This is a genomic window from Pseudoalteromonas sp. MMG013, from assembly GCF_018100885.1.
Lineage (GTDB): Bacteria > Pseudomonadota > Gammaproteobacteria > Enterobacterales > Alteromonadaceae > Pseudoalteromonas > Pseudoalteromonas aurantia.
Map to the genome: position 1 here is coordinate 146399 of NZ_JAGJEE010000009.1, position 21503 is coordinate 167901.

The 21503-nt window shown below is 43.0% G+C and carries 9 protein-coding genes; 5 read left to right on the forward strand and 4 right to left on the reverse strand.

Annotated elements, in window-relative coordinates; genetic code table 11:
- Positions 1-43 precede the first annotated feature (43 nt).
- The 4 genes from J8L98_RS11070 to sbnA all read right to left on the reverse strand — a co-directional run bounded on the left by J8L98_RS11070 (position 44) and on the right by sbnA (position 15432).
- On the reverse strand, positions 44-3451 hold the full coding sequence (locus tag J8L98_RS11070; RefSeq protein ID WP_210996462.1) for a non-ribosomal peptide synthetase: 3408 nt from the start codon (positions 3449-3451) through the stop codon (positions 44-46).
- Entirely contained in the window at positions 3448-11073 is a 7626-nt protein-coding gene (locus J8L98_RS11075; RefSeq protein WP_210996463.1) for a non-ribosomal peptide synthetase, read from the reverse strand. The genes J8L98_RS11070 and J8L98_RS11075 overlap by 4 nt, the downstream gene beginning before the upstream one ends.
- Positions 11070-14405, reverse strand: coding sequence for a condensation domain-containing protein (locus J8L98_RS11080; RefSeq protein ID WP_210996464.1), 3336 nt, complete (start codon positions 14403-14405; stop codon positions 11070-11072). The genes J8L98_RS11075 and J8L98_RS11080 overlap by 4 nt, the downstream gene beginning before the upstream one ends.
- A gap of 91 nt (positions 14406-14496) precedes the next feature.
- Entirely contained in the window at positions 14497-15432 is a 936-nt protein-coding gene (sbnA, locus tag J8L98_RS11085) for a 2,3-diaminopropionate biosynthesis protein SbnA (protein ID WP_210996465.1), read from the reverse strand.
- Between the two features lie 1060 nt (positions 15433-16492).
- On the opposite strand from sbnA, the gene J8L98_RS11090 reads away from it, so the two are divergent.
- The 5 genes from J8L98_RS11090 (at position 16493) to J8L98_RS11110 (ending at position 21498) form a co-directional block, all read left to right on the forward strand.
- A complete protein-coding gene (locus J8L98_RS11090; RefSeq protein WP_210996466.1) occupies positions 16493-16669 on the forward strand; it encodes a bacteriocin in 177 nt (58 codons plus the stop codon).
- A 119-nt stretch (positions 16670-16788) separates the two neighbouring features.
- Positions 16789-17862 carry a hypothetical protein gene (locus J8L98_RS11095; RefSeq protein ID WP_210996467.1) on the forward strand — a complete coding sequence of 358 codons (1074 nt, stop codon included), beginning with the start codon at positions 16789-16791 and terminating at the stop codon, positions 17860-17862.
- Positions 17862-19712 (forward strand): asparagine synthetase B family protein, encoded by a 1851-nt coding sequence (locus J8L98_RS11100; RefSeq protein ID WP_210996468.1) that lies wholly within the window; start codon positions 17862-17864, stop codon positions 19710-19712. The genes J8L98_RS11095 and J8L98_RS11100 overlap by 1 nt, the downstream gene beginning before the upstream one ends.
- A complete protein-coding gene (locus J8L98_RS11105; RefSeq protein WP_210996469.1) occupies positions 19697-20554 on the forward strand; it encodes a transketolase in 858 nt (285 codons plus the stop codon). The genes J8L98_RS11100 and J8L98_RS11105 overlap by 16 nt, the downstream gene beginning before the upstream one ends.
- Positions 20551-21498, forward strand: a complete 948-nt coding sequence (locus J8L98_RS11110; protein ID WP_210996470.1) for a hypothetical protein — start codon at positions 20551-20553, stop codon at positions 21496-21498. The genes J8L98_RS11105 and J8L98_RS11110 overlap by 4 nt, the downstream gene beginning before the upstream one ends.
- The last annotated feature ends 5 nt before the right edge of the window (positions 21499-21503 follow it).

Here is a 21503-nt window from a genome sequence, read left to right on the forward strand (position 1 = left end):
AGACTTAATTTAATAACCTACAAGCCAAATGCTTACCCAGCGCCTAAATTAAAATGTTTTCTTCAATGTGTTCTTCTGATTGTATCGACTCATCCAACGCCTTAGCCATGTCTAAAAGTCGAGGGTGTTGGAACATATCTGCCACAACCAACTCCAAGCCTAACGCTTTAAGCTTGGAAGATACTTGTACCGCCATAATTGAATTGCCCCCAAGAGCAAAAAAATTATCTTCTTTACTTATCTTGCTTACACCCAAAACGTCTTGCCAAATTGCAGCTAACTTGATCTCGCTGTCAGACTCTGGTGCGACGTATTGTCTTTGTGATCCCCCTGCATTATGTGTAGGGAGCGCCTTTTTATCTATCTTGCCATTCGGGGTCTTTGGCCACTGCTGTTGGAGTAGTAAAATATTTGGCACCATATAATTTGGTAACACACGACTTAACTGCGCCTTTAACTGAGCTACATATACTGACTCATCCCCCACCACCGCTGGCTCTGCCGGTTGCACATAGCCCACCAACTGATTGTTACCATGCACCTGAGCCGCAATAACAACCGCTGAACTCACTGCCTCTAGTGCCGCTAACTGGGTTTCTATCTCTGCAAGCTCTATTCTGTGACCATGTATTTTCACTTGCTCATCACTTCGCCCTTTAAACTCCAGTTGACCTTGCAAGTTATAACGCACTAGGTCCCCTGTCTTATACAAACGTGCTGAACTCCAAGACTTACCCGGCTCATAATAAGGATTCGCTACAAAACGCGATTGGGTCAGCTCTCTTTGACCAAGATATCCTCTCGCAAGCCCCGCTCCACTTATATATAACTCTCCTATTGCACCTTGCGGTAACAGCCGTTGCTGGCTGTCCAATACCAGTAGCTGGGTATTGGCTATGGGTCGTCCTAAATGACACTCCCCTGCCTTGAGCTCTCCCATGCTCGACCATACCGTGCTCTCCGTCGGACCATACATATTAAACACTCTACCCGCTGGGCAATGTGCATAGAGTCGCTTAAGTAATTCTTGTGGTAACGCTTCACCACCACTTAACATCGTCAGCACCTGGCTACTTTGCCATCCCGCATCAAGTAGCATCTTCCAACTGCTCGGGGTCGCCTGCATTAAACTCACTTCATGCTTTAACAATAATGTCGCTAGCTGCTCTGGGGCTCTTTGCTGCTCCTCGTTTGCCAACACCAAGGCACTACCCGTAGACAAGCTCAAATAAAGCTCTAAAACGTGAATATCAAAGTTCATTGACGTCAAGCCCAGTACTCTATCCGATGGCCCTATCGGGAAACTCTGCTTCATACTATCAATGAAGTTGCACACCGAACTGTGCTCTACCATCACACCTTTGGGTTTTCCTGTTGAGCCCGACGTATACAAGACATAAGCTAGATTGTTTGTCGTTAGCTCATTCACCTGTGGTCTATCGCTTGGGTATGTCTGGCTTATATCATCCACACAAATTGTGTGATGGGTCGTTACTATCTCTTTGGCATTAACCTCTGAACTCACCAACACATGAGAGATTTGTGAGTCTTGCAGCATAAATGCCAAACGCTCTTTGGGATAAGATGGGTCAAGCGGAACATACGCTCCTCCTGCTTTTAAAATCCCCAGCATACCAACAACCATATCTATCGAACGCTCTACGCACAGTCCAACCAATGTATCTGGCTTAACACCACACTGCGTAATTAAATAGTTGGCGACCTGATTTGCACGCGCATTGAGCTGCCCGTAGGTCAGTTGCTGTTGAGCAAAAAACACCGCTGGAGCATCACTGTGCTCCGCTGCATAATGTTCAAATTGCTGATGTACTAGCTGGCTAACATTACCCAATTGCTCGCCATTGTTATCGGACAACAGCGCCTGTTTATCCAATTGAGATAAGCCACCAACCAACTCCATTGCAGGGTGTTGAGTCGCTACGGCACAAAGTTGTTTGATGGTGTTACTCAAGTATTTGCTTATCTGCTCAATAAAATCAGGACAGAATAAGTCTTTATTATATATAAAGTTAATGTTTAGGCCGCTGTCTTTGAGAGCAAAGTTAATGCTCAAATCAAACTTGGCCTGTACCTGCTTCGTATGGAATGGCGTAACAGTCATACCTGATAAAGACACAGACTCTGTAAAGTTGGTTTGACCCAAACCAAAATCAGAGTTCATCGTCATTAATATTTGAAATAGAGGGCTGTATGCGGTACTGCGCTCAGATACCAACTTGTCTACCAATTGTTCAAATGGCACATCTTGATTGACTTGTGCGCCTAAATGCACCTGCTTGATATGCTGTAGGTACGCCTCTAGCGTGTCATGTGCTGTGCTCACTCTAAATGCAAGTGTGTTGGCAAAAAATCCGATCAGATCATGCAGTGTTGACTGCATTCGATTAGCAATAGGTGTACCAATAACAATGTCTTGAGAATGGCTAAATTTAGACAGCGTGAGCGCTAATGCACTATGTAATAGCATAAATGGTGTCACTTCATACAACTGTGCAACATCTCGTAATTTCACGACCTGTTCTGCTGGCAATGACTGAAACACCAACGCACCACGGTGCCGTGCTTTTTCAGGCCTATTCGCACGTAACGGTAAGCTGTGTAATGACGGTGCGCCTTGTAAACTGGTTTGCCAATAAGCGATTTGTTTTTCAAGCGCATTGGTGCCTAAATGTTTACGTTGCCACAGAGCAAAATCTGAGTATTGAAGCGCTAGCGCAGGCAAAGGGTTTGGTAGCCCATTTGCATATGCCTGGTATAGAGTGAAAAACTCTTTACTTAAAACCTCCATCGACCAACCATCTGATGCAATATGGTGCATGCTTAATGTCAATATGCCGGTATCAGATGACACACTGTAATAGCCGATGCGCAACATCAAGTCCTCGGCTAAATTAAAGGGTGCCTGAATGTCTCTAAAGACACGTTCTTTGAGTTGTCCATCTTCATAGTCTGAGCATTGATCACTGAGATCCTGAACAGTTAACTCAAAGTCAATGTCAGACATCGAACGGATTTGCTGTATTACTAACCCATTTTGTTCGAAGTACACAGTTCGCAATATTTCATGGCGTTCGATTATGGCCTCAAACACTTTCTTAATCAGTGCAGTATCAATCTGCCCATGCATCTTAAACACCAAAGGCATATTGTACTCAGTCGAGCCACCTTGTAGGTTATCGATAAGCCATAATCGCTGCTGTGAAAATGATGTTGAACATCCTTTATTGTCTTTTAGCACCGGTTTTATTGGTGCCTGTTCCTTGTCTTGCTGTAACCAAGTAATCAGATCCATCTTATTTTGTTTGATTTCACTTAATAGTTCAGGTGTTAGTAAAGACCTGTCTCCAACCACTTTGAGCGATTGATCATCATTTAGCGCAAGCCTGATATTACACTTTTTTAACTTGGCAAATAATTCATCTAGTATCATATGTTAAATTCAACTTCTTCATCATTCAGTTCATAATTATCAGCAAGCTGTAGCCCTTCTTGATGCTGTAAACCATCAATATGTTTTGCAATCGCTCGACCGTTACCTAAGGTGAAAATCTGCTCAAGCTTTAGCTCAACGTCAAATGCTGAATTAACGGCTGTGATAAGTTTAATGGCAAGCAGTGAATGCCCACCCAATGCAAAGAAGCTTGCAGTAACACTCACTTTACTTTCATCAATCATCAGTAACGAAGCCAAGATTGAAACTAAACGCACTTCGCTGTCAGACTCTGGTGCGACGTATTGGCTTTGTGATCCCCCTACATTGGGTGTAGGGAGCGCCTTTTTATCTATCTTGCCATTCGGGGTCTTTGGCCACTGCTGTTGGAGTAGTAAAATATTTGGCACCATATAATTTGGTAACACACGACTTAACTGCGCCTTTAACTGAGCTACATATACTGACTCATCCCCCACCACCGCTGGCTCTGCCGGTTGCACATAGCCCACCAACTGATTGTTACCATGCACCTGAGCCGCAATAACAACCGCTGAACTCACTGCCTCTAGTGCCGCTAACTGGGTTTCTATCTCTGCAAGCTCTATTCTGTGACCATGTATTTTCACTTGCTCATCACTTCGCCCTTTAAACTCCAGTTGACCTTGCAAGTTATAACGCACTAGGTCCCCTGTCTTATACAAACGTGCTGAACTCCAAGACTTACCCGGCTCATAATAAGGATTCGCTACAAAACGCGATTGGGTCAGCTCTCTTTGACCAAGATATCCTCTCGCAAGCCCCGCTCCACTTATATATAACTCTCCTATTGCACCTTGCGGTAACAGCCGTTGCTGGCTGTCCAATACCAGTAGCTGGGTATTGGCTATGGGTCGTCCTAAATGACACTCCCCTGCCTTGAGCTCTCCCATGCTCGACCATACCGTGCTCTCCGTCGGACCATACATATTAAACACTCTACCCGCTGGGCAATGTGCATAGAGTCGCTTAAGTAATTCTTGTGGTAACGCTTCACCACCACTTAACATCGTCAGCACCTGGCTACTTTGCCATCCCGCATCAAGTAGCATCTTCCAACTGCTCGGGGTCGCCTGCATTAAACTCACTTCATGCTTTAACAATAATGTCGCTAGCTGCTCTGGGGCTCTTTGCTGCTCCTCGTTTGCCAACACCAAGGCACTACCCGTAGACAAGCTCAAATAAAGCTCTAAAACGTGAATATCAAAGTTCATTGACGTCAAGCCCAGTACTCTATCCGATGGCCCTATCGGGAAACTCTGCTTCATACTATCAATGAAGTTGCACACCGAACTGTGCTCTACCATCACACCTTTGGGTTTTCCTGTTGAGCCCGACGTATACAAGACATAAGCTAGATTGTTTGTCGTTAGCTCATTCACCTGTGGTCTATCGCTTGGGTATGTCTGGCTTATATCATCCACACAAATTGTGTGATGGGTCGTTACTATCTCTTTGGCATTAACCTCTGAACTCACCAACACATGAGAGATTTGTGAGTCTTGCAGCATAAATGCCAAACGCTCTTTGGGATAAGATGGGTCAAGCGGAACATACGCTCCTCCTGCTTTTAAAATCCCCAGCATACCAACAACCATATCTATCGAACGCTCTACGCACAGTCCAACCAATGTATCTGGCTTAACACCACACTGCGTAATTAAATAGTTGGCGACCTGATTTGCACGCGCATTGAGCTGCCCGTAGGTCAGTTGCTGTTGAGCAAAAAACACCGCTGGAGCATCACTGTGCTCCGCTGCATAATGTTCAAATTGCTGATGTACTAGCTGGCTGCCTTGCGTGCTTTCAAACTCACCTAGACCAAGTGCTTTGAGGTAAGTAGTTTGTGCATTTGACAGTATCTCTAACTGACCCATTTGCAGTTGAGCTGATTGACGCAAAGCCGATATTAACGACGCAAAGTTGTCAGCTACTTGCTGCATTGTGTCCGCATAAAAGAGGTCTGTGTTGTACTCCCAAGTCAGGTGAATACAACCATCCTTATCAAAGGCACTCAGTTGAATATCAAACTTAGAAAACACTTCGTCGTGCTCATAAGATCCAATTTTCAGATCAGGAATATCAAAGCTTTCATGTTGGTAGTTATGATAAATAAAGGCAATTTGGAACAAAGCATGATGCTGCTGTGAGCGTGTCGGATTAAGCTTTTCAACCAGTAGCTCAAATGGCAATGACTGATTATCCATGGCACCGGCATGTACTCCTTTACACTGCTCTACAAACTCAGCAAAAGTGTCATTTGGCGAAACAAATGTACGCAACACTAAGTTGTTAACAAAGTTACCTATTAGCGCGGTAAGTTGTTCACTTTGCCTGTTCGCCACAACTGTGCCCATAACGACTTCTTCTTGCTGGCTATACGTAGCAATTAATAAAGCCAAGGCACTTTGCATGATCACAAATGGGCTTGTTTGAAATTCTCTTGCAATCGAAAATACATTGTCACTTAACTCTAAACTAAGCTGCTGTGATAACTTAGCTCCAGCAAAGCTTTGCTGTTTAGGTCGTGTATGGTCCAGTGGAAATTGATGCACTGTTGGTAAGCCTTGTAGCTGTTCCAGCCAGTAATCAAGTTGCGAATTCAAAAGCTGCTGCTGTGTGTCACTGCTCTGCCACAGAGCATAATCAGCAAATTGGATTTCAAGTGGTTCAGGCTTTGCTTTGCCATATAAAGCATATTGATAAAAATCTGAAAAGTCTTTAAGTAATACACTTCTAGACCACCCATCCGACGCAATATGGTGAGTACACAATAAAAATACATAGTGATCATTTGGCAATGCAATCAACTGCGCTCGTAGTAACACATCCTTTGATAAATCAAAGTGACGATTCGCTTCGCGATGGATTAACGTGTTTATTTGCTGCTGTAGATCTTTGCTTTCATCCAATACATGAATGGGTACGTTAAATTCAAACTCGTCCAATACCACTTGTGTGCCACTTCCATGAGCATCATTTTTATAAACGGTTCGCAAAATATGGTGTCGTTCAATGACCTCAGAGAGGCTCCACTGCAGTGCTTGATGCACTAATTCACCCTCTAACGTTAAAACAATAAATTCATTATAGTGAGAGTTGTTCGCGTACAACTGTTCAATAAACCAGATCCGTTGCTGCCCAAAAGACAGAGCTCCGATTTCATTTTCTGGATGTCGAATAATACGCTCATCAACTTTGGTGTGTGCGCTAGTGACTAATTTCGCGAGCTGTTCTAGCGTTTCTGTTTCAAACAATTGACGCAAAGATAAAGAAACATCGAGATCAGACTCAACTCTTTGTTGTACTCTTGTTGCCAGCAAAGAATGCCCACCCAATGCAAAGAAGTTGTCATCAAGGCTCACGCGATCCAGCGCAAACAGTTCAGCCCATATATCTGCCAGTTTGCGCTCTATGTCATTTCTTGGCGCACGATATGGCGCTTGGTTATGCTCTAACGAGATATGTGGTAATAGATTACGAGCCAGTTTGCCATTTGGGGTAAGCGGCAGAGTATCTAGCACCATATAAGCGGTTGGTACCATGAAGTCAGCTAATTGTCGGGATAACTTACTTTTTAGTATTTCTTGAAGCTCAGTATGATCTGCATGATGGGTGACAATATAAGCCGCCAAAAATGCCTGTTGCTGCGCATCATGTTGTACGGCGACTGCAGCATCTATCACTTCAGAACACGCTATCAACTTGGCTTCAATCTCTTCTAGCTCAACGCGAAACCCTCTCACTTTGGTCTGAGTATCATTACGACCAAGGTAATTTAGGGTGCCATCTGGATTCCAGCTAGCCAAGTCTCCGGTTCGATAAACCCTTTGAACTTCGCCATGAAGGCTAATATCCTTAAACGCTAAATTCGTTTTCTCTATATCTTTATAATAGCCACGCGCTAGTCCATCACCTGAGATATAAAGCTCACCCGGTGCGTAAATGTAGTTTGGTTGCATATGACTGGTGAGAATAAAAAACTGTGTATTAGCAATAGGTCCACCAATTTTGTTGTCAGCGGCGATGGGTTTAATTGCTGACCAAATACTCGTTTCTGTCGGACCGTAAACGTTAAAGCAACCTTCAGGTATTATCGCTTTGAGCGCTTGGGATACTTGCTCTGGAATAGCTTCTCCCCCTACTAGGCAACATGTGATGTTACTCAAAGCTTGGCGACTGCGTTGTTCTTTGAGCAGTTCCTTTATGTGCGATGGGGTCATTTGTAAGTGTGTCACCCCGTGTGTATCGATAAGCTCTGATACACTTACAGCTAACGCATTGCTGCTCAGGTACTTTTGCTGAGCCTGCATGCGTTTGAAGTGTCGTTGTAATTGGCAAATATTTTCCAGTCCATCAACAACAGTCGATTCATCGACACCAAAGTCAATCAAGCACGCAAGCTCATCTATACCAGCTTGGTGAATGCGAGCCAACGTATTTAAGCTGTCTTCAATACTACCTATCAAGCTATATTCACCAAAATACCGTTTGAACGCCGCATCCAGTATTTGCTCTAGGTGCTCTGGATTATCTAAGTCCAGTCCAGATGACTGTGTAACTGACTTAAGTAAATCTACGGAGGTACGCAAATACTCCCTAAATGCGGGGGCGACTTGTTGTGCGATTAACGCTTGGTCATCGTTGACAAACGTATGGACCATCAACGTCACTTTTCCAGCATTCGAGTCTAATCCAGCTTTCTCTCTGGCTTGGCGATATATCGTTACTTTTTCTGCCAACTCTTCGAAACTTTGACCAAGTAAGTGCGTTAACACATGAAAACCATGCTCGCCAGCATAAGCAAATGCGTCTTTACTTTTGGCAACGGTCAGCCAAATTGGCATTTCCGCCTGTTGTAACTTCGGGTATATATTAACCGAAACGGTTTGTCCTAACCCATTTTCTCGCTCAAGTGGCTCCCCTCGCCAAAGCTGCCTAATTTGTTCAAGCGCCGTGTTATTGGCTGTTCTTCTATCTTCGTAATTACTGGGTACCAATACAAAATCATTGGGATGCCAGCCTGGTGCAATGGACATCCCCACTCGACCGTTAGAGATATTGTCTAAAACAGCCCATTCTTCTGCGACACGGATCGGATCATGTAACGGTAATACAACACTACCCGCCCTAATTTGTAGGTGTTCAGTGCGCCCCGCCACGGCCGCGCCAACGACGGCTGGGTTAGGAAATCCCCCTCCAAATTGGTGAAAGTGTCGCTCTGGCAACCAAACGGCTTCAAAACCATGCTTATCCGCAAACTCAGTCGAAGCAAAAAGTAGCTGGTATGGATTTGCAACTTCTGCATTTGACGAAAAGAAACTCAAGCTAAAAGTAATTTCTTTATCACCCACAGGCGCCATCACTTTTTTTATTCGTTCAGGCTGAATGACAACCTTTGCGCCACGACTGAGGCTCCAAAACAGCTCTAATACAGAGATATCAAAACTAGTACTGGTCGCAGCAAGCCAAGTTTCTTGTTCATTACTTGTTCTACTAACAAGCCTGTCTAGATGATTAAATAAATTAACTGGCCCTCGGTGTTCCACCATCACACCCTTTGGCTGTCCAGTCGACCCCGATGTGTAAATCATGTACGCCAAGCTAGAACTGTCCACCTGACAGTCAGCCAGATTATCACCGCTGTATTTATCGAACAGTACAGAGCTTAATAACTCATCCACCACAACCGCTTTTGTTTTAAACTGCTCAGGTAGCATGTCTATCGTTTTTCGACTACACAGCACCTTGCTCGGCTGGCTATGTGTCAACATGTAGTCAATGCGACTTAGAGGGTAACTTGGGTCTAACGGAATATAGGCTGCCCCCGCTTTTAAACAGCTGAACAGTGAAATAACCAAGTCAATTGAGCGATCCATAAAAACAGCAACAAATTGTCCGACCATTTGCTGTTGATGACTCATATATCGAGCCAACTTGTTTGCGCTAACATTGAGCTCTTGGTAACTAATCGCTGAGTCGCTCATTTTCAACGCTATATTGTGAGCGGTTTGGGCTGCTTGGTACTCTATTGTATGATGAATACAAGCCGTGTTTTTTTGCCACTGATGGCTCGTATCATTCCACAGCTTCAAATTTTGCGTCTGCGCATCACTGAGGTGACTTAAGCTAGCTAAAGGTTTGGTAGAGTGGCAAGTTGCCGCATCCAACAGCTGCAACATGCTATGCGCAATCGCTTCTATTTGCTTATCACAAAACAGACTCGTGTTATATTCCCAGCGCATGTCACTATCATTTTGACCAGTCAACACATTAAGCGTTAAATCTAATTTAGCCTTTTGCTGTTGTGCAAGCTCTAGTTCCTGCATGCCACCAAGTTGCGAAGGTATAAGCTGTTGTTGAGCTTGCTGCACTGTGAGCATAATTTGAAACAGAGGGTTATAAGTTCTGTTTCTACCAATATTCAGCTCTTCAAGCAGTAGTTCAAGCGACACATGGTGTTGTGAATCTAACAGAAAGCGCTCTTTACACTGTGCTACCCACTGTTGCAAACTCAGAGATTCGTCAATCTGATTTCTAACAACGAGCGTATTTAAAAACAGTCCAACCGATTCTTGGTAGTCTCCTTGGTGACGCAAACTAACTGGCACACCAAATACAATGTCATCACTATTTGAGTATCGCCCAATCACGACCGCAAAAACTGCTTGCATTAGGTTAAATACCGAGCAGGCATTACTCTGACAAAAAGCGTTTATTTGCGCATGTAATGGCGCCTTGATACGCACGCTGACAACAGCACCAATGTTGTGGGCATCAGGTACTCTTGGGCTGTGTGTATGCAGTTCATGTAATTGAGGTAATTCAGATAAACGCTTTTTCCAATGCTGTTTCGAATGTTCAAGTTGCTCAGTCATAAACTGTGCTGACTCGTCCCGAGCAAATTGAAGAAAATGTGATTCTGAGGCTATTGAAAGGTGTGCCCCTTGCTCAATAGCCAAATAGTTTTTCAACAACGCTCGTAACACCAAAGACAATGAAATACCATCACAGATAATGTGATGAATGCTCAGCAAAAGTATGCTTTCTCCTGTGTTCATTGACACCAGTCCAACACGCATGGGGGTATCATTTTGTAGCTCAACTGGCTGAGATAAATATGAACAGACCACCTGTTCTAGTTCGTCTGGGGTGCTGCAAATCAACGAGTCAATATCAGGACATTGGTGGGTAATAAATTGCTCTATTCGCGCATTTTTTCGTTCAAAAGCAAGCGACAGTATTGGGTGCTGTTTGACCGTCGTAGCTAAAGCCTGCTGAAGTACTGATATAGAAATTGCGTTATCAAATCGATATCCTTTCGTTTGCTTATATGCAGAGCCAAGCTCGGTCAATTCTTCAAGTAACCATATCCGCTGCTGTAACATTGTGATAGGTGCGCGTTCCAATGCCGTCTCTTGCTCGCGTAAATGACTCAGCAATGCTTGCTTGTGAGTTCTTAATGTAGATATAAATTGTTCAGTGTACTGCGCTTCTTCTGCTTCTACTTTTAACTGTTCTTGCTCAATGGATAAAGTAATACCGTGCACGTCACAGTAATCCAATAATGCTTCAAGATTCATATCAAAAGCTCCTTTTTAACCGGCTTCTCGTTTTCTGTCTTTTGATTTGTTAGCGCAAGACTCACCAATGTATCTAACTGACGCAGCGTCGCATTGTTAAAGAACTCACTTAAATTGAGCTGCACTGCATACTTAAGCCTGATCTGAGAAAGCACTTTTGCAGCTTGAATGGAGTTACCCCCTAACTGTAAAAAGTTATCATCCATATACACTTTGCCCAGTTGTAATGTTGATGCCAGTATCGCGTGTAATTCGTGTTGCAGATCTGTGCTTGGTGGTACGCCAGCAAGTCGCTGCTCAGCTACATTCTCACACAGCGCCAGCAATGCATTTTGGTCGATTTTGTTGTGCGCATTAATTGGCCAGTGCGGTAATTTATGAATGTGGGCTGGCTGTTGGTAGTGCGCCAATTTAAGGGTTAAGTGGGCTCGGATATCACCATCATCGATATCCGCAGTGCTGATAATAAATACATGTAAAACAGTCAGGCCATTTTGTTCAAGTGCAACGACGCGCGATTCCTTGACCACAGGGTGCGCTAACAGTACATGTTCGATCTCCGAAGGTTCAATGCGATATCCGTTAACTTTTACCTGCCTATCTCGTCTTGCTATAAAGTGTAAGATTCCGTCAGGGCAAATCACACCTAGATCCCCAGTCCGATAAGTACGTAAACCGCCTGACTCCATGAATGGCTGGAAACCTTGCTCCGTAATGTAGCCCTGTGCCAACGCATTACCCACAAAGGTAATTTCTCCAAGCTGATTAGCAGTGCATAGCAGGTTAGACTCATCGCGTATTTCAATATGCCCTTGAGTTGTATACGCCCCAATCGCCACTCGCCGAGTCGATAAACCTCTTTGCTCTTTTAACTCAAATACACTGAGTGCCTGTTGAGTTTCCGTCGCACCATACATGCTAACAAACCGTGCATTTGGCATAACTTGCCGAACTTTTTCTAGCAATTCACGAGGTAAAGGTTCGCCACAGAAAAGTACCAACTTAACTTTTGGCAGTGAAATTGTATTGTCTGCAAGTAAAAACCGTGCGAAAGATGGTGTTAAGTTTAAAACTTGTACCGAGTGCTCTTGTAACCAGTTTCCACAGTAAGTCGCCGAGAACTGTTGCTCGTTAGGGATACAAAGTGAAGCGCCTCGACATAATGTCATCAGCACATCTCTGTGCAACGGATCATGTCCAATGCCTGAAAGCATCCCTCCTCTATCACCACTATCTAACTGATAATCAATATTAAAGTTTGATAAAGCACGATGCCAGTATGTTGAATTAGACATCACCAGTTTAGGAGAACCAGTACTGCCACTGGTTATACTCAAGTAGGCGCTGTCTAGTTCATTCACTTCCCACTGGAACAAGGTGTCAGGGATCGAGGAACCCATTTGTGCATGTTCAGAGTTTAAGGCTAATGTATAGCAAGCCATCTCCTCTTTGCCCCACGACTTGCTTTGACCTGTATTTAATATACACACGACATCACCCATCGCCAGAATAGTGTCGATTTGTGCCACAGGGCGTTCTTCAGATATCAATACAAATTGGCGTTTCGCCAATAATGCAGCCAGCATTGCAATAACAGTCAAGGGACTACGCTTGCCAATAATAGCGACCGGTTGTGTGGGCAAATTCTGAAGCAATTTAGCGTAGTACTTAACGTACCCAAACAGCGTTGCATAACTTAACACCGTATTATCGGATACAATCGCAGGGTTTGAAGAAGCCAGATGCGCCTGAGAAAAAATATCACATAGTACATTATCGGCCGCTGTCACTGGCTGTTGGCTGGTCGCTTTAGAGACAAGTTTTACAGGGTTACCCATACTTACTTTAGAGATAGGCAATAGATCGTTTTCAAGTACCTGTTCTAACGCATTTTGGAAGCTCGTCAGTAAAGAGCTTACAAATACATCGCCCATCACCTGTTTTTTAAATGTACAGCTTAACTCGTAATTATCTCCAGCATTGTGAACATAGAATGTGAGATCGAAGCTCGGTTCACCGCGCTGAACTGATACAGCACTCACTTTGGCATCAGCCATTGAGAATACATCTCGAAACTCATTTTGGTAATTGAAATACACATTAAATATAGGCTGAGAATCGTTTCTTCTTGGGATGTTAGTTGCTTCCATTACATATTCAAATGGGAAATGTTGATACTTAGAAGCGCGTCCAGTCGCTTCACTAAGAGATGCGATAAATGATCTCATTGTGTTCTTAGGTCTAATCTGACTACGGATCGCTAAGTGGTTGATAAAACAACCAACAAGCTGCTGAAGGTGACTATCATCACGACCAGATGCTGGGGTCCCAGCAACAATATCTGACTGGCCCGTGTATTTATATAAAACAACTTTAAATACAGCGAACAGTAATGCGAACGGAGATAGCTTATGCAAGTTACAGTACTGCTTAATCCTTTGAGATTTTAAAGCTGGAATAAAGGATTTGACGTAACAATTATCGCCAGAGGAATAGGTGGCATGCTCAGGAAACTGTATCGCGCCTTGGTAGTCCTTAAGCTGTGTCTGCCAATACTCAGCAGCTTCATTCGCAGCGGCTGTTTTCAACCATTTTTGCTGCGCCAGCGCATAATCCTTGTATTGATATGTTAGAGTCGTCAGCTGCGGCTGATGGTCATGTAGCAAAGCATTGTAGATTTTAAGCAAGTCTTCAATAAAGATCTGAGTAGACCAACCGTCTGTAACAATGTGATGCATCGCAAGCACCAAAGTGTGCTCTAACTCACCCAATCGTACAACGCTTAGGTGGAACAGTGGAGATTGGCTTAGTTCAAAGGTTCTTGCCTTTTCTCGCTCCAATACTTTATTCAACAATTGCGGCTCTTGAGTAAGATCGATTTCACTCATAGGTGCCGCAAAGTCCGTGTTGTAGCTAACACTGTAGTTACCATCAACTTGCTTAAATTGAGAGGCCAACACCTGATGACGAACAACTAATTCGAATAAAGCTCTGCGAAGAATAGGCGTGTTAAGCTTGCCGACAAGTTCAACAATACCTAACGGCATATTACTACTTTTATGCGCCCCCAAAGAAGCCAACATCAAAAATCTCTGTTGTGTATAAGAGATTACACTGTCCTGAACAACGACTCCTGGCTCCAAAACCGATAGTATGCCGGTGGGTTTGCTCAACCTTTTCAACAACTCCATCTTATGTGCTGAAATAGCCTGTTTTAATTGGGCACTCACCCCACTTTTTGGCAGTTTACCGACTAAATTTCCATTTTTGACGCTTAATGAAGCACCAATTCGCTCTAATTCTTCTAAAACAAGCTCTACATTTGTAAACACTGCTGCTCCCAACAACCGCTTCCTTCAAATATTGCCTAACCAATTATTAAATATTGAAAATTTATGTTCAGCCCCCTGCACATAAATCTATTTATTCAATATGTTTAGCGACCCACTCTTGGTCATAAATGGTGTTCAAGTAATTACTTCCTGAATCTGCGGCTATCGCCACCACAGTACTTCCGGCAGGTATATTATGTTGATATTGCTCTATACCCGACAGTAATGTACCTGTCGAGCCACCAGCTAAAAATCCAAACCTTTTTGCCATGCGATGACACATCTCAACGGTTTCTTTTTCTTTAACTACCACAACATCGTCAGCAACTTCAGGGCAAAATATTTTAGGCAACACATTACCGCCAATGCCGGGTATGTTGCGGTTCTTTATTTCTTTACCGAATAGGCTGGACCCCTCAGGCTCAACAGCAATGACTTTTACGTGTGGTAAGTGTTCTTCGAAGTACTTCTGACACCCCATCATAGTGCCGCTACTGCCTACACCGACGAATAAAAAGTCGATATCAGAAATATTTTTATGGATCGCTGCTGCGGTATACTTGTAATGAGAGCGCCAATTTGCCGAGTTTGAATATTGGTCTACCCAAACAGCATCTGGGTTTTGAGTGAGAATTTCATCAATTTTACGCAAGCGTTCTTTAACATAGCCACCATCTATCTTTGTGGTCACGGAAATAACTTCAGCACCAAATGCTCGCATCAAATTAACATTGCTTGGCGATATGTTCGGGTCTGTCACACAAGTGAATTGATAACCACGCTCAGCACAAATCATTGCCAGCGCAACCCCCATATTTCCCGAAGAAGATTCAACAACTGTTTGGCCTTTTTTAATCAAGTTCTTTTGTTCGATCTCTTTGATCATTTCAAGGGCCGGTTTATGTTTAACAGACCCTGATAAATTCATATTCTCTAGTTTTAAAACGACGTATCTATCAGATAGAAAATTATCCAAGTTGAGAAACTCTTCGTTTTTAATTATTTCCGATGTCTTGTCAAAAACCATTTTATTTTGTATTCCCTAGCCAACTAACAGGTGTTTTCAAGGTCATGTAAAACACACTAAAGCCGCAACATGAGCAGTAGCTAATTATGTTTAACAACAAAGAGGGTTTAAGCTATCAATTTCTGCATTATAAAGATGTGTCTGCGTGCAAAGCTTTTTGCACGAAGCACCTATGGAAATATCAAATAAACAAAAATGTCGTTAACACTTTACTGCAAGTTACAATGACTCTTTCAAACGTTTTAACCTTTCCTCATGTTTAAAATGTAACGTCCCTATTCCAAAGTGAATCACTTTATAAACATTTCCATCTCTTTTTGGAAAGACTTAATTATTAAGAATACCGAAATATTAACCTTGTTTTCGATACAAAACCACCGTTAAGTCAAAAAACAAATTAATTAATATGAAAGTTACCTGTTGAATTTTATAGAAATTAGAAAGAACGGCAAGTGCCTTGGGTACAATCAAGCAATATAAAAAAATTTATATGACCAATAAACAACCAACCTCTATCCATTGACCCTATAACACTTACCTAGAGAACCCAATCCAAGATCATTTTTAATTCACAAAAAAGCAACAATCGTAACGAGTTAGTGAATCATTGTAAGGTATTAGCGTTGAAACTAAAGTGATTAAAAAGCGGCTCCGCTCTTTGTATTATTTACTGATGCACGGCTGTTGGCTTTTCCCTAGGTAATCCCTATGTAATGGACCCAAAGCAGTGACTGGGATAACAATTAAACCTGCATAAAGCACATTGGGCGGGTTGGAACGCGCATCACCTTGAGCGGTATATTTTGGTGTTTGCTTTACAATAAAAGATAATAAAATGTTAATTAAAATAATGATGTATAACCAAATTAATTAAAAAGCATAATTGAATACAATATCTTAAAGAAAATCGAATCGCCTAAGAAAAACCGACATTTCAATTACATAAAAATTAAAGTATATCAACATTACCATTGTAACTCTCTAAAATATAAAATATTATCTTTGTGTGTACTTGCTTCGCTAAGTACATATAAAATTACACTAAATAAAGGAATTTAAGATGAAAAACGTACAAAAGCTAAAATTGGAACTAACTAACGAAGAACTACAACACGTTGCTGGCGGTAAAGCTGATATCTCTAAAGACGTTCTAGCTAACTTCACAGTTAGCCGATCTACTAAAGACGCCTCTTTCCTAGCATCTTCTACAAAAGATCACTCTTTCTTAGCATATTAATCAAGCTATGTTTGAAAAAGGTAGGCTTGTAAAGCCCGCCTTTTATGCCCACTCAAAATACCAAGTTTCTCAACACGACAACTTCGCAACAGCTAACACAAACAATAAAGCGAGATACTGTGAATAAACACAATACCTTACTCATTCTCGGCCTGGGTGATTTAGGAAAGCGTATTGCTTACCACTTAGCGTGTGATCCTTCACTGGCATATAAAAAGCTAATCATTGCAAGTACATCTAAACAAAAAGGCGAATCATTTTGTCGTCTTTTATCCGCATGTGGTAATCGCTCTGTCGAATTTCATCATGTTAACGCCTTAGTCCCAAGCCAACTGAAGTCACTGTTGTCTGCTCAACGACCAGATCTGATCATACAAAGTGCTTCACTTTTATCTCCGTGGTACTTATACAAAAATCAAGAACGTTGTGCTCGCTCAAAACTATTACTCGAGGCTGGTTTTGCCGCTCAGTTGCCAGCTCAACTGACTATTCCCATTAATTTAATGACGCTCTTATCTGAATTGAAAATGGACGTACCGGTTATCAATTGCTCCTTCCCAGATGTAGTCAACCCTGTATTAAACAATTTTGGATTACCTGTCAGTTTGGGTATTGGCAATGCTGGCATGATTAACGCGCTCGCTGCACAAGAGTTGATTGATGATAACCGAGCGTTACCGCAAACTTTTGCACATCACGCCCATGTTAGGGTTGTCGCTACAGGCTTTGTCCCAGAGCAAATGCCGCTGCCAATCATCTATTCAGACGGCAAAAGCTTAGACATATCGAAAGGTTTTGAAACTAGACCTAAAATCAACTTAGATCAAGATCTTAACGCGCTAACATCAGCCCATGCTGTACAAGTTATTCGCGCGATGCTCGGTGATGACACCCTCTATACTTCTGTTCCAGGCCCTTGCGGGCTAGAAGGTGGTTGGCCCGTTACAATAAAAGGCCGCGATATCCAGCTCAATTTACCAACGCAGTATAACGACGAACAAGAGATACTTAAATTTCAACGCAAAGCAGCTGAATTTGACGGTATCGCAAACATAGATCACGATGGCACCATTTATTTTACCGATTCATGCTTAGCCCAATTAGATAAACTCAATCCGATACTGGCTGAACCGCTGCACCCCAGTCAATGTGATGAAAAACTGAAACTAATATTCAGCTTGATAGGTGTGTAATGAACAAGAAAAACCATGATCTTTTCGCTATTGTTGCTAAGCATCGTTATATCAAGCCACACTTTTTGGAAAACTTCGCAGCCCTACTGCCAAGTAGCTTCCCTGATACAGACGCTCAATGGTGGTTACATCCCGATGCCGGTGTGGCAATCTTTGATCCCAGCCAAGAGTCTGAAAATCAAGAGAGAGTCAGCGGGTTAGGCCAATTATTTGTAAACTCAAACAGTACAACGCCTATAGACTTGCATCAGCCAGATGCTCAACAACAGCTCCTTTCGATACTCGCACCCTCACACATTAACAGCTTACGCGATTCATCTGGACAGTTCGCATTTATGCATTGGCAAGAGCAATCAAGCACCCTCACACTCGTGCGCGACCCTTTAGGCCAAAAGTCTCTCTACATCGCACAGAGTCAACATGTCTGGTACATCAGCTCGAGTTTAGAAGCCCTGTTATCAGCAGAAGGTTTTGAGTATGAGTTCGATCTCGAATCTGCATTTAATTACCTCAACTTTGGCGTGCCATTACCTGGACGCACTCTAGCAAAGGACATAACAAAAGTTCGAGCGGGACACTCAATTTGCATTCAGGTCGGTAATGCGCCGTGTGAATCTAGGTATTTCACCCCTATCAATTATGACTGCAGCGCCACAGCAACAGATAGAGTCGCAGCAGAGATTACAAACTCGTTAACACAGGCTATCGATAAATCAAGCCACACCGATAAAGCTGCAATACTTCTTTCATCGGGGATAGATTCATCCTTTATCGCAAATTATGTCAAACATCATAACAGCGACACAACCCTATGCGCCTATACGGTTGAGTATCAAGGCTTCCCGGAGTTAGAGCAGCTCAATGAGACCAAGCTGGCCAAACAATTTGCTGAGTCTTTGGGCATAGAACACCACAGTGTGACATTCGACCTCACCGATGTGCATCAAAGCTTAGACAGCGCGTTTTCTAGTGCGGAACCATGTAGTGCTGCTTCAGTTATCCCACACAACAAGTTGTTAAATAGAATAGCCAATGATGGGTATTCAAATATTCTCTCAGGCATGGGAGCTGACGAAATTTTTGGCGGCTACCTAAAGTACATAAAATACTACTCCAAAGTGCAGCTATTCGAATCTTCATTACTCAATGTCGGCAAGTTTGAACAACTGCTATGGCAGCCTGAACTATGTGACGATAACCTCTTTTGCGGTGTACCTCGATTCTTTGACCAAAGCGCATTAACCGAGTATTTATCTGAACCATTCAAGCAGTGGCAGGTAACGGGGCACCATGCTAGCTTCTACCAAGCATGTTTACAGATGAAATCATCAGCCAATTTATTCGAGCTTATGATTGCCCATGAATGTCAGCACCGCATACCTGACTTACTGCACTCGGTATATGAACCTATCAATGAGCGCAATGGGCTGACCACATGGTATCCATTTTTAGACCAACACCTTATTAAACAGGTAATTGGTCTAGGTGCAGCTGAACGCTTTGAACAACGCGAAGAAATTGGTTTAGATAATAAAATTGTTATGCGACGTATTGCACGGCAGTTCTTGCCCGATGACGTAACCATTCGTCCTCGCAAAGCATATGTTGTCCCCTTGCAAATTTGGCTGAAAGACCCTGAAATATTCAACCGGATCTGGTCAGCAATAGAAGATAGTGCATTACTTGATGCTGAGCCACTAATTGAACGCAGCGCATTAGGTACACTAAAAGACAAGGTACAAACACTACTCGAAACACACAATCCACCAAGTGACGCATTTAAACCTCTGGATCAACTTTGGGCACTCGCAACATTATGTGCTTGGTACGATAAATGGCTGAAAAAGTAAATATGATGAATCTCTCAATCCAAACCAATCCAACTCAGTCGTTACATGATGAAGCGCATGAGTTGCGTAAAGAAATATTAGAAGTACTTTACCAAACAGGCGGGGGTCATTATGGAGGCTGTCTTAGCGTTATAGATTTACTGCTAACCTTGTACAGGACTCAAATCAAGTGTAACCCTGCATTTGCAACCCACCCTAATAGAGATAGGCTCATACTTTCTAAAGGGCACGCTGCATTAGCACTTTATGCTGTACTGAAAAAGCTTAATTTCCATCAAGTGCCTTTAGATCAGTATGCTGATTTTGATTCACCGCTTGAAGGTCACCCGGATATGACTGCCTTGGCAGGTATCGATTTCTCCACGGGCTCACTGGGTCAAGGGCTTTCTGTCGCTCTAGGTATGGCATATTCGTTGCCAAAGCAAGTCAAAATCTGGACTATTCTAGGTGATGGTGAGTGCCAAGAAGGACAAGTGTGGGAAGCGGCTATGCTTGCAGGAAATATGAAAACATCTAACTTAAAAGCGGTGGTAGATAATAACCATTTTCAAGAGTGGGGCTGGGCTGAGGTTGATGACCAAATTCCACCTCCTGTCAGTAACTTTCGTGATAAGTGGCAAGCTTTTGGCTGGCACGTCATTGAATGTGACGGACATAACTTTGATGAACTTATCCAAGCATTTCAAGCGATGGGAGAAGTACAAGACAAGCCGGTTGTCTTAATCGCCAACACAATAAAAGGAAAGGGTGTTCCACTGATTGAAAAAGCCCCCAAAAAGTTTCACTGTAACCAAGTGGACCAGGAGGAACACACAAGAATTATGCAGGAGTACAGATCATGAAAAAACTCGCAGAAGAAGTTGGCTTGCAATTAACCAATATCGCAGATAAATACCCAGATATTTCTGTGCTTGATGGTGATTTGGCAGACTCAGATGGCGCATTTTATTTCGCGGATGCTTTTCCAGAGCGCTTTTTGATGTCTGGTATTTCAGAACAAAACATGATCTCCATGGCTGCTGGAATGGCCTCCACAGGGAAACGCCCATTCGCTTTCTCTTTCGCTGCTTTTTTATGTTACCGCGCCTACGATCAGATCAGAGTCAGCATCTGTCAGACAAAAATGCCTGTTACATTAGTTGGTTCACATGCAGGTGGACTGGCTGGACGCAATGGTAAAACACATACCGCGGTTAATGATATGGCTGTCATGCTCACGCTACCTGATATGCAGGTTTGGGCTCCTGCTGATTACGATGACGTCACCTATATGTTGTCGCAAATAATGAGCAACAGCGAACCGGCCTATATCAGAGCTTCTCGCGCACCAATTGGTGAACAACATGCGCTAGGCGGCAACTCCAGTGAACTTCGGTGGGTCTATCCAAAACGGAAGATTAATATCGTCAGCTGTGGTATTGCGAGTCAATGGAGTAAGCAGGTTATTGAGCAGCTGCATCTACAAGGGTGTGATATCGGCTTGCTCCACTGCTTACACGTAAACAACATTGAAAAGTTACGACATGAGTTGGTAGACAGTGAGCAACTGATCGTGATTGAAGATCACTGTCAATTGGGCGGGCTGGCTTCATTAGTACAATTGTTAAACCTCAAAGCACGTATCAGCGGTTTTGGTTGGCCAATTTCATTTTGTGGGAAATCAGGAGATGATGAACAACTGCGCGATGCTCATGGACTGTCTCAGTCACAACTTACACAAGCCATTTTAAAGCGCCACTTTCCGAATGTTAAATCAGTGCCTTTGAAAATAGCTGAACAGGTATAACAGTC

What these genes read in the sequence shown, in the direction of transcription:
- J8L98_RS11100 (WP_210996468.1), top strand. Translation starts at nt 17,862, where the DNA reads ATGAACAAGAAAAACCATGATCTTTTCGCTATTGTTGCTAAGCATCGT.
- J8L98_RS11090 (WP_210996466.1), top strand. Translation starts at nt 16,493, where the DNA reads ATGAAAAACGTACAAAAGCTAAAATTGGAACTAACTAACGAAGAACTA.
- J8L98_RS11070 (WP_210996462.1), bottom strand. Translation starts at nt 3,451, where the DNA reads ATGATACTAGATGAATTATTTGCCAAGTTAAAAAAGTGTAATATCAGG.
- J8L98_RS11075 (WP_210996463.1), bottom strand. Translation starts at nt 11,073, where the DNA reads ATGAATCTTGAAGCATTATTGGATTACTGTGACGTGCACGGTATTACT.
- sbnA (WP_210996465.1), bottom strand. Translation starts at nt 15,432, where the DNA reads ATGGTTTTTGACAAGACATCGGAAATAATTAAAAACGAAGAGTTTCTC.
- J8L98_RS11105 (WP_210996469.1), top strand. Translation starts at nt 19,697, where the DNA reads ATGGCTGAAAAAGTAAATATGATGAATCTCTCAATCCAAACCAATCCA.
- J8L98_RS11110 (WP_210996470.1), top strand. Translation starts at nt 20,551, where the DNA reads ATGAAAAAACTCGCAGAAGAAGTTGGCTTGCAATTAACCAATATCGCA.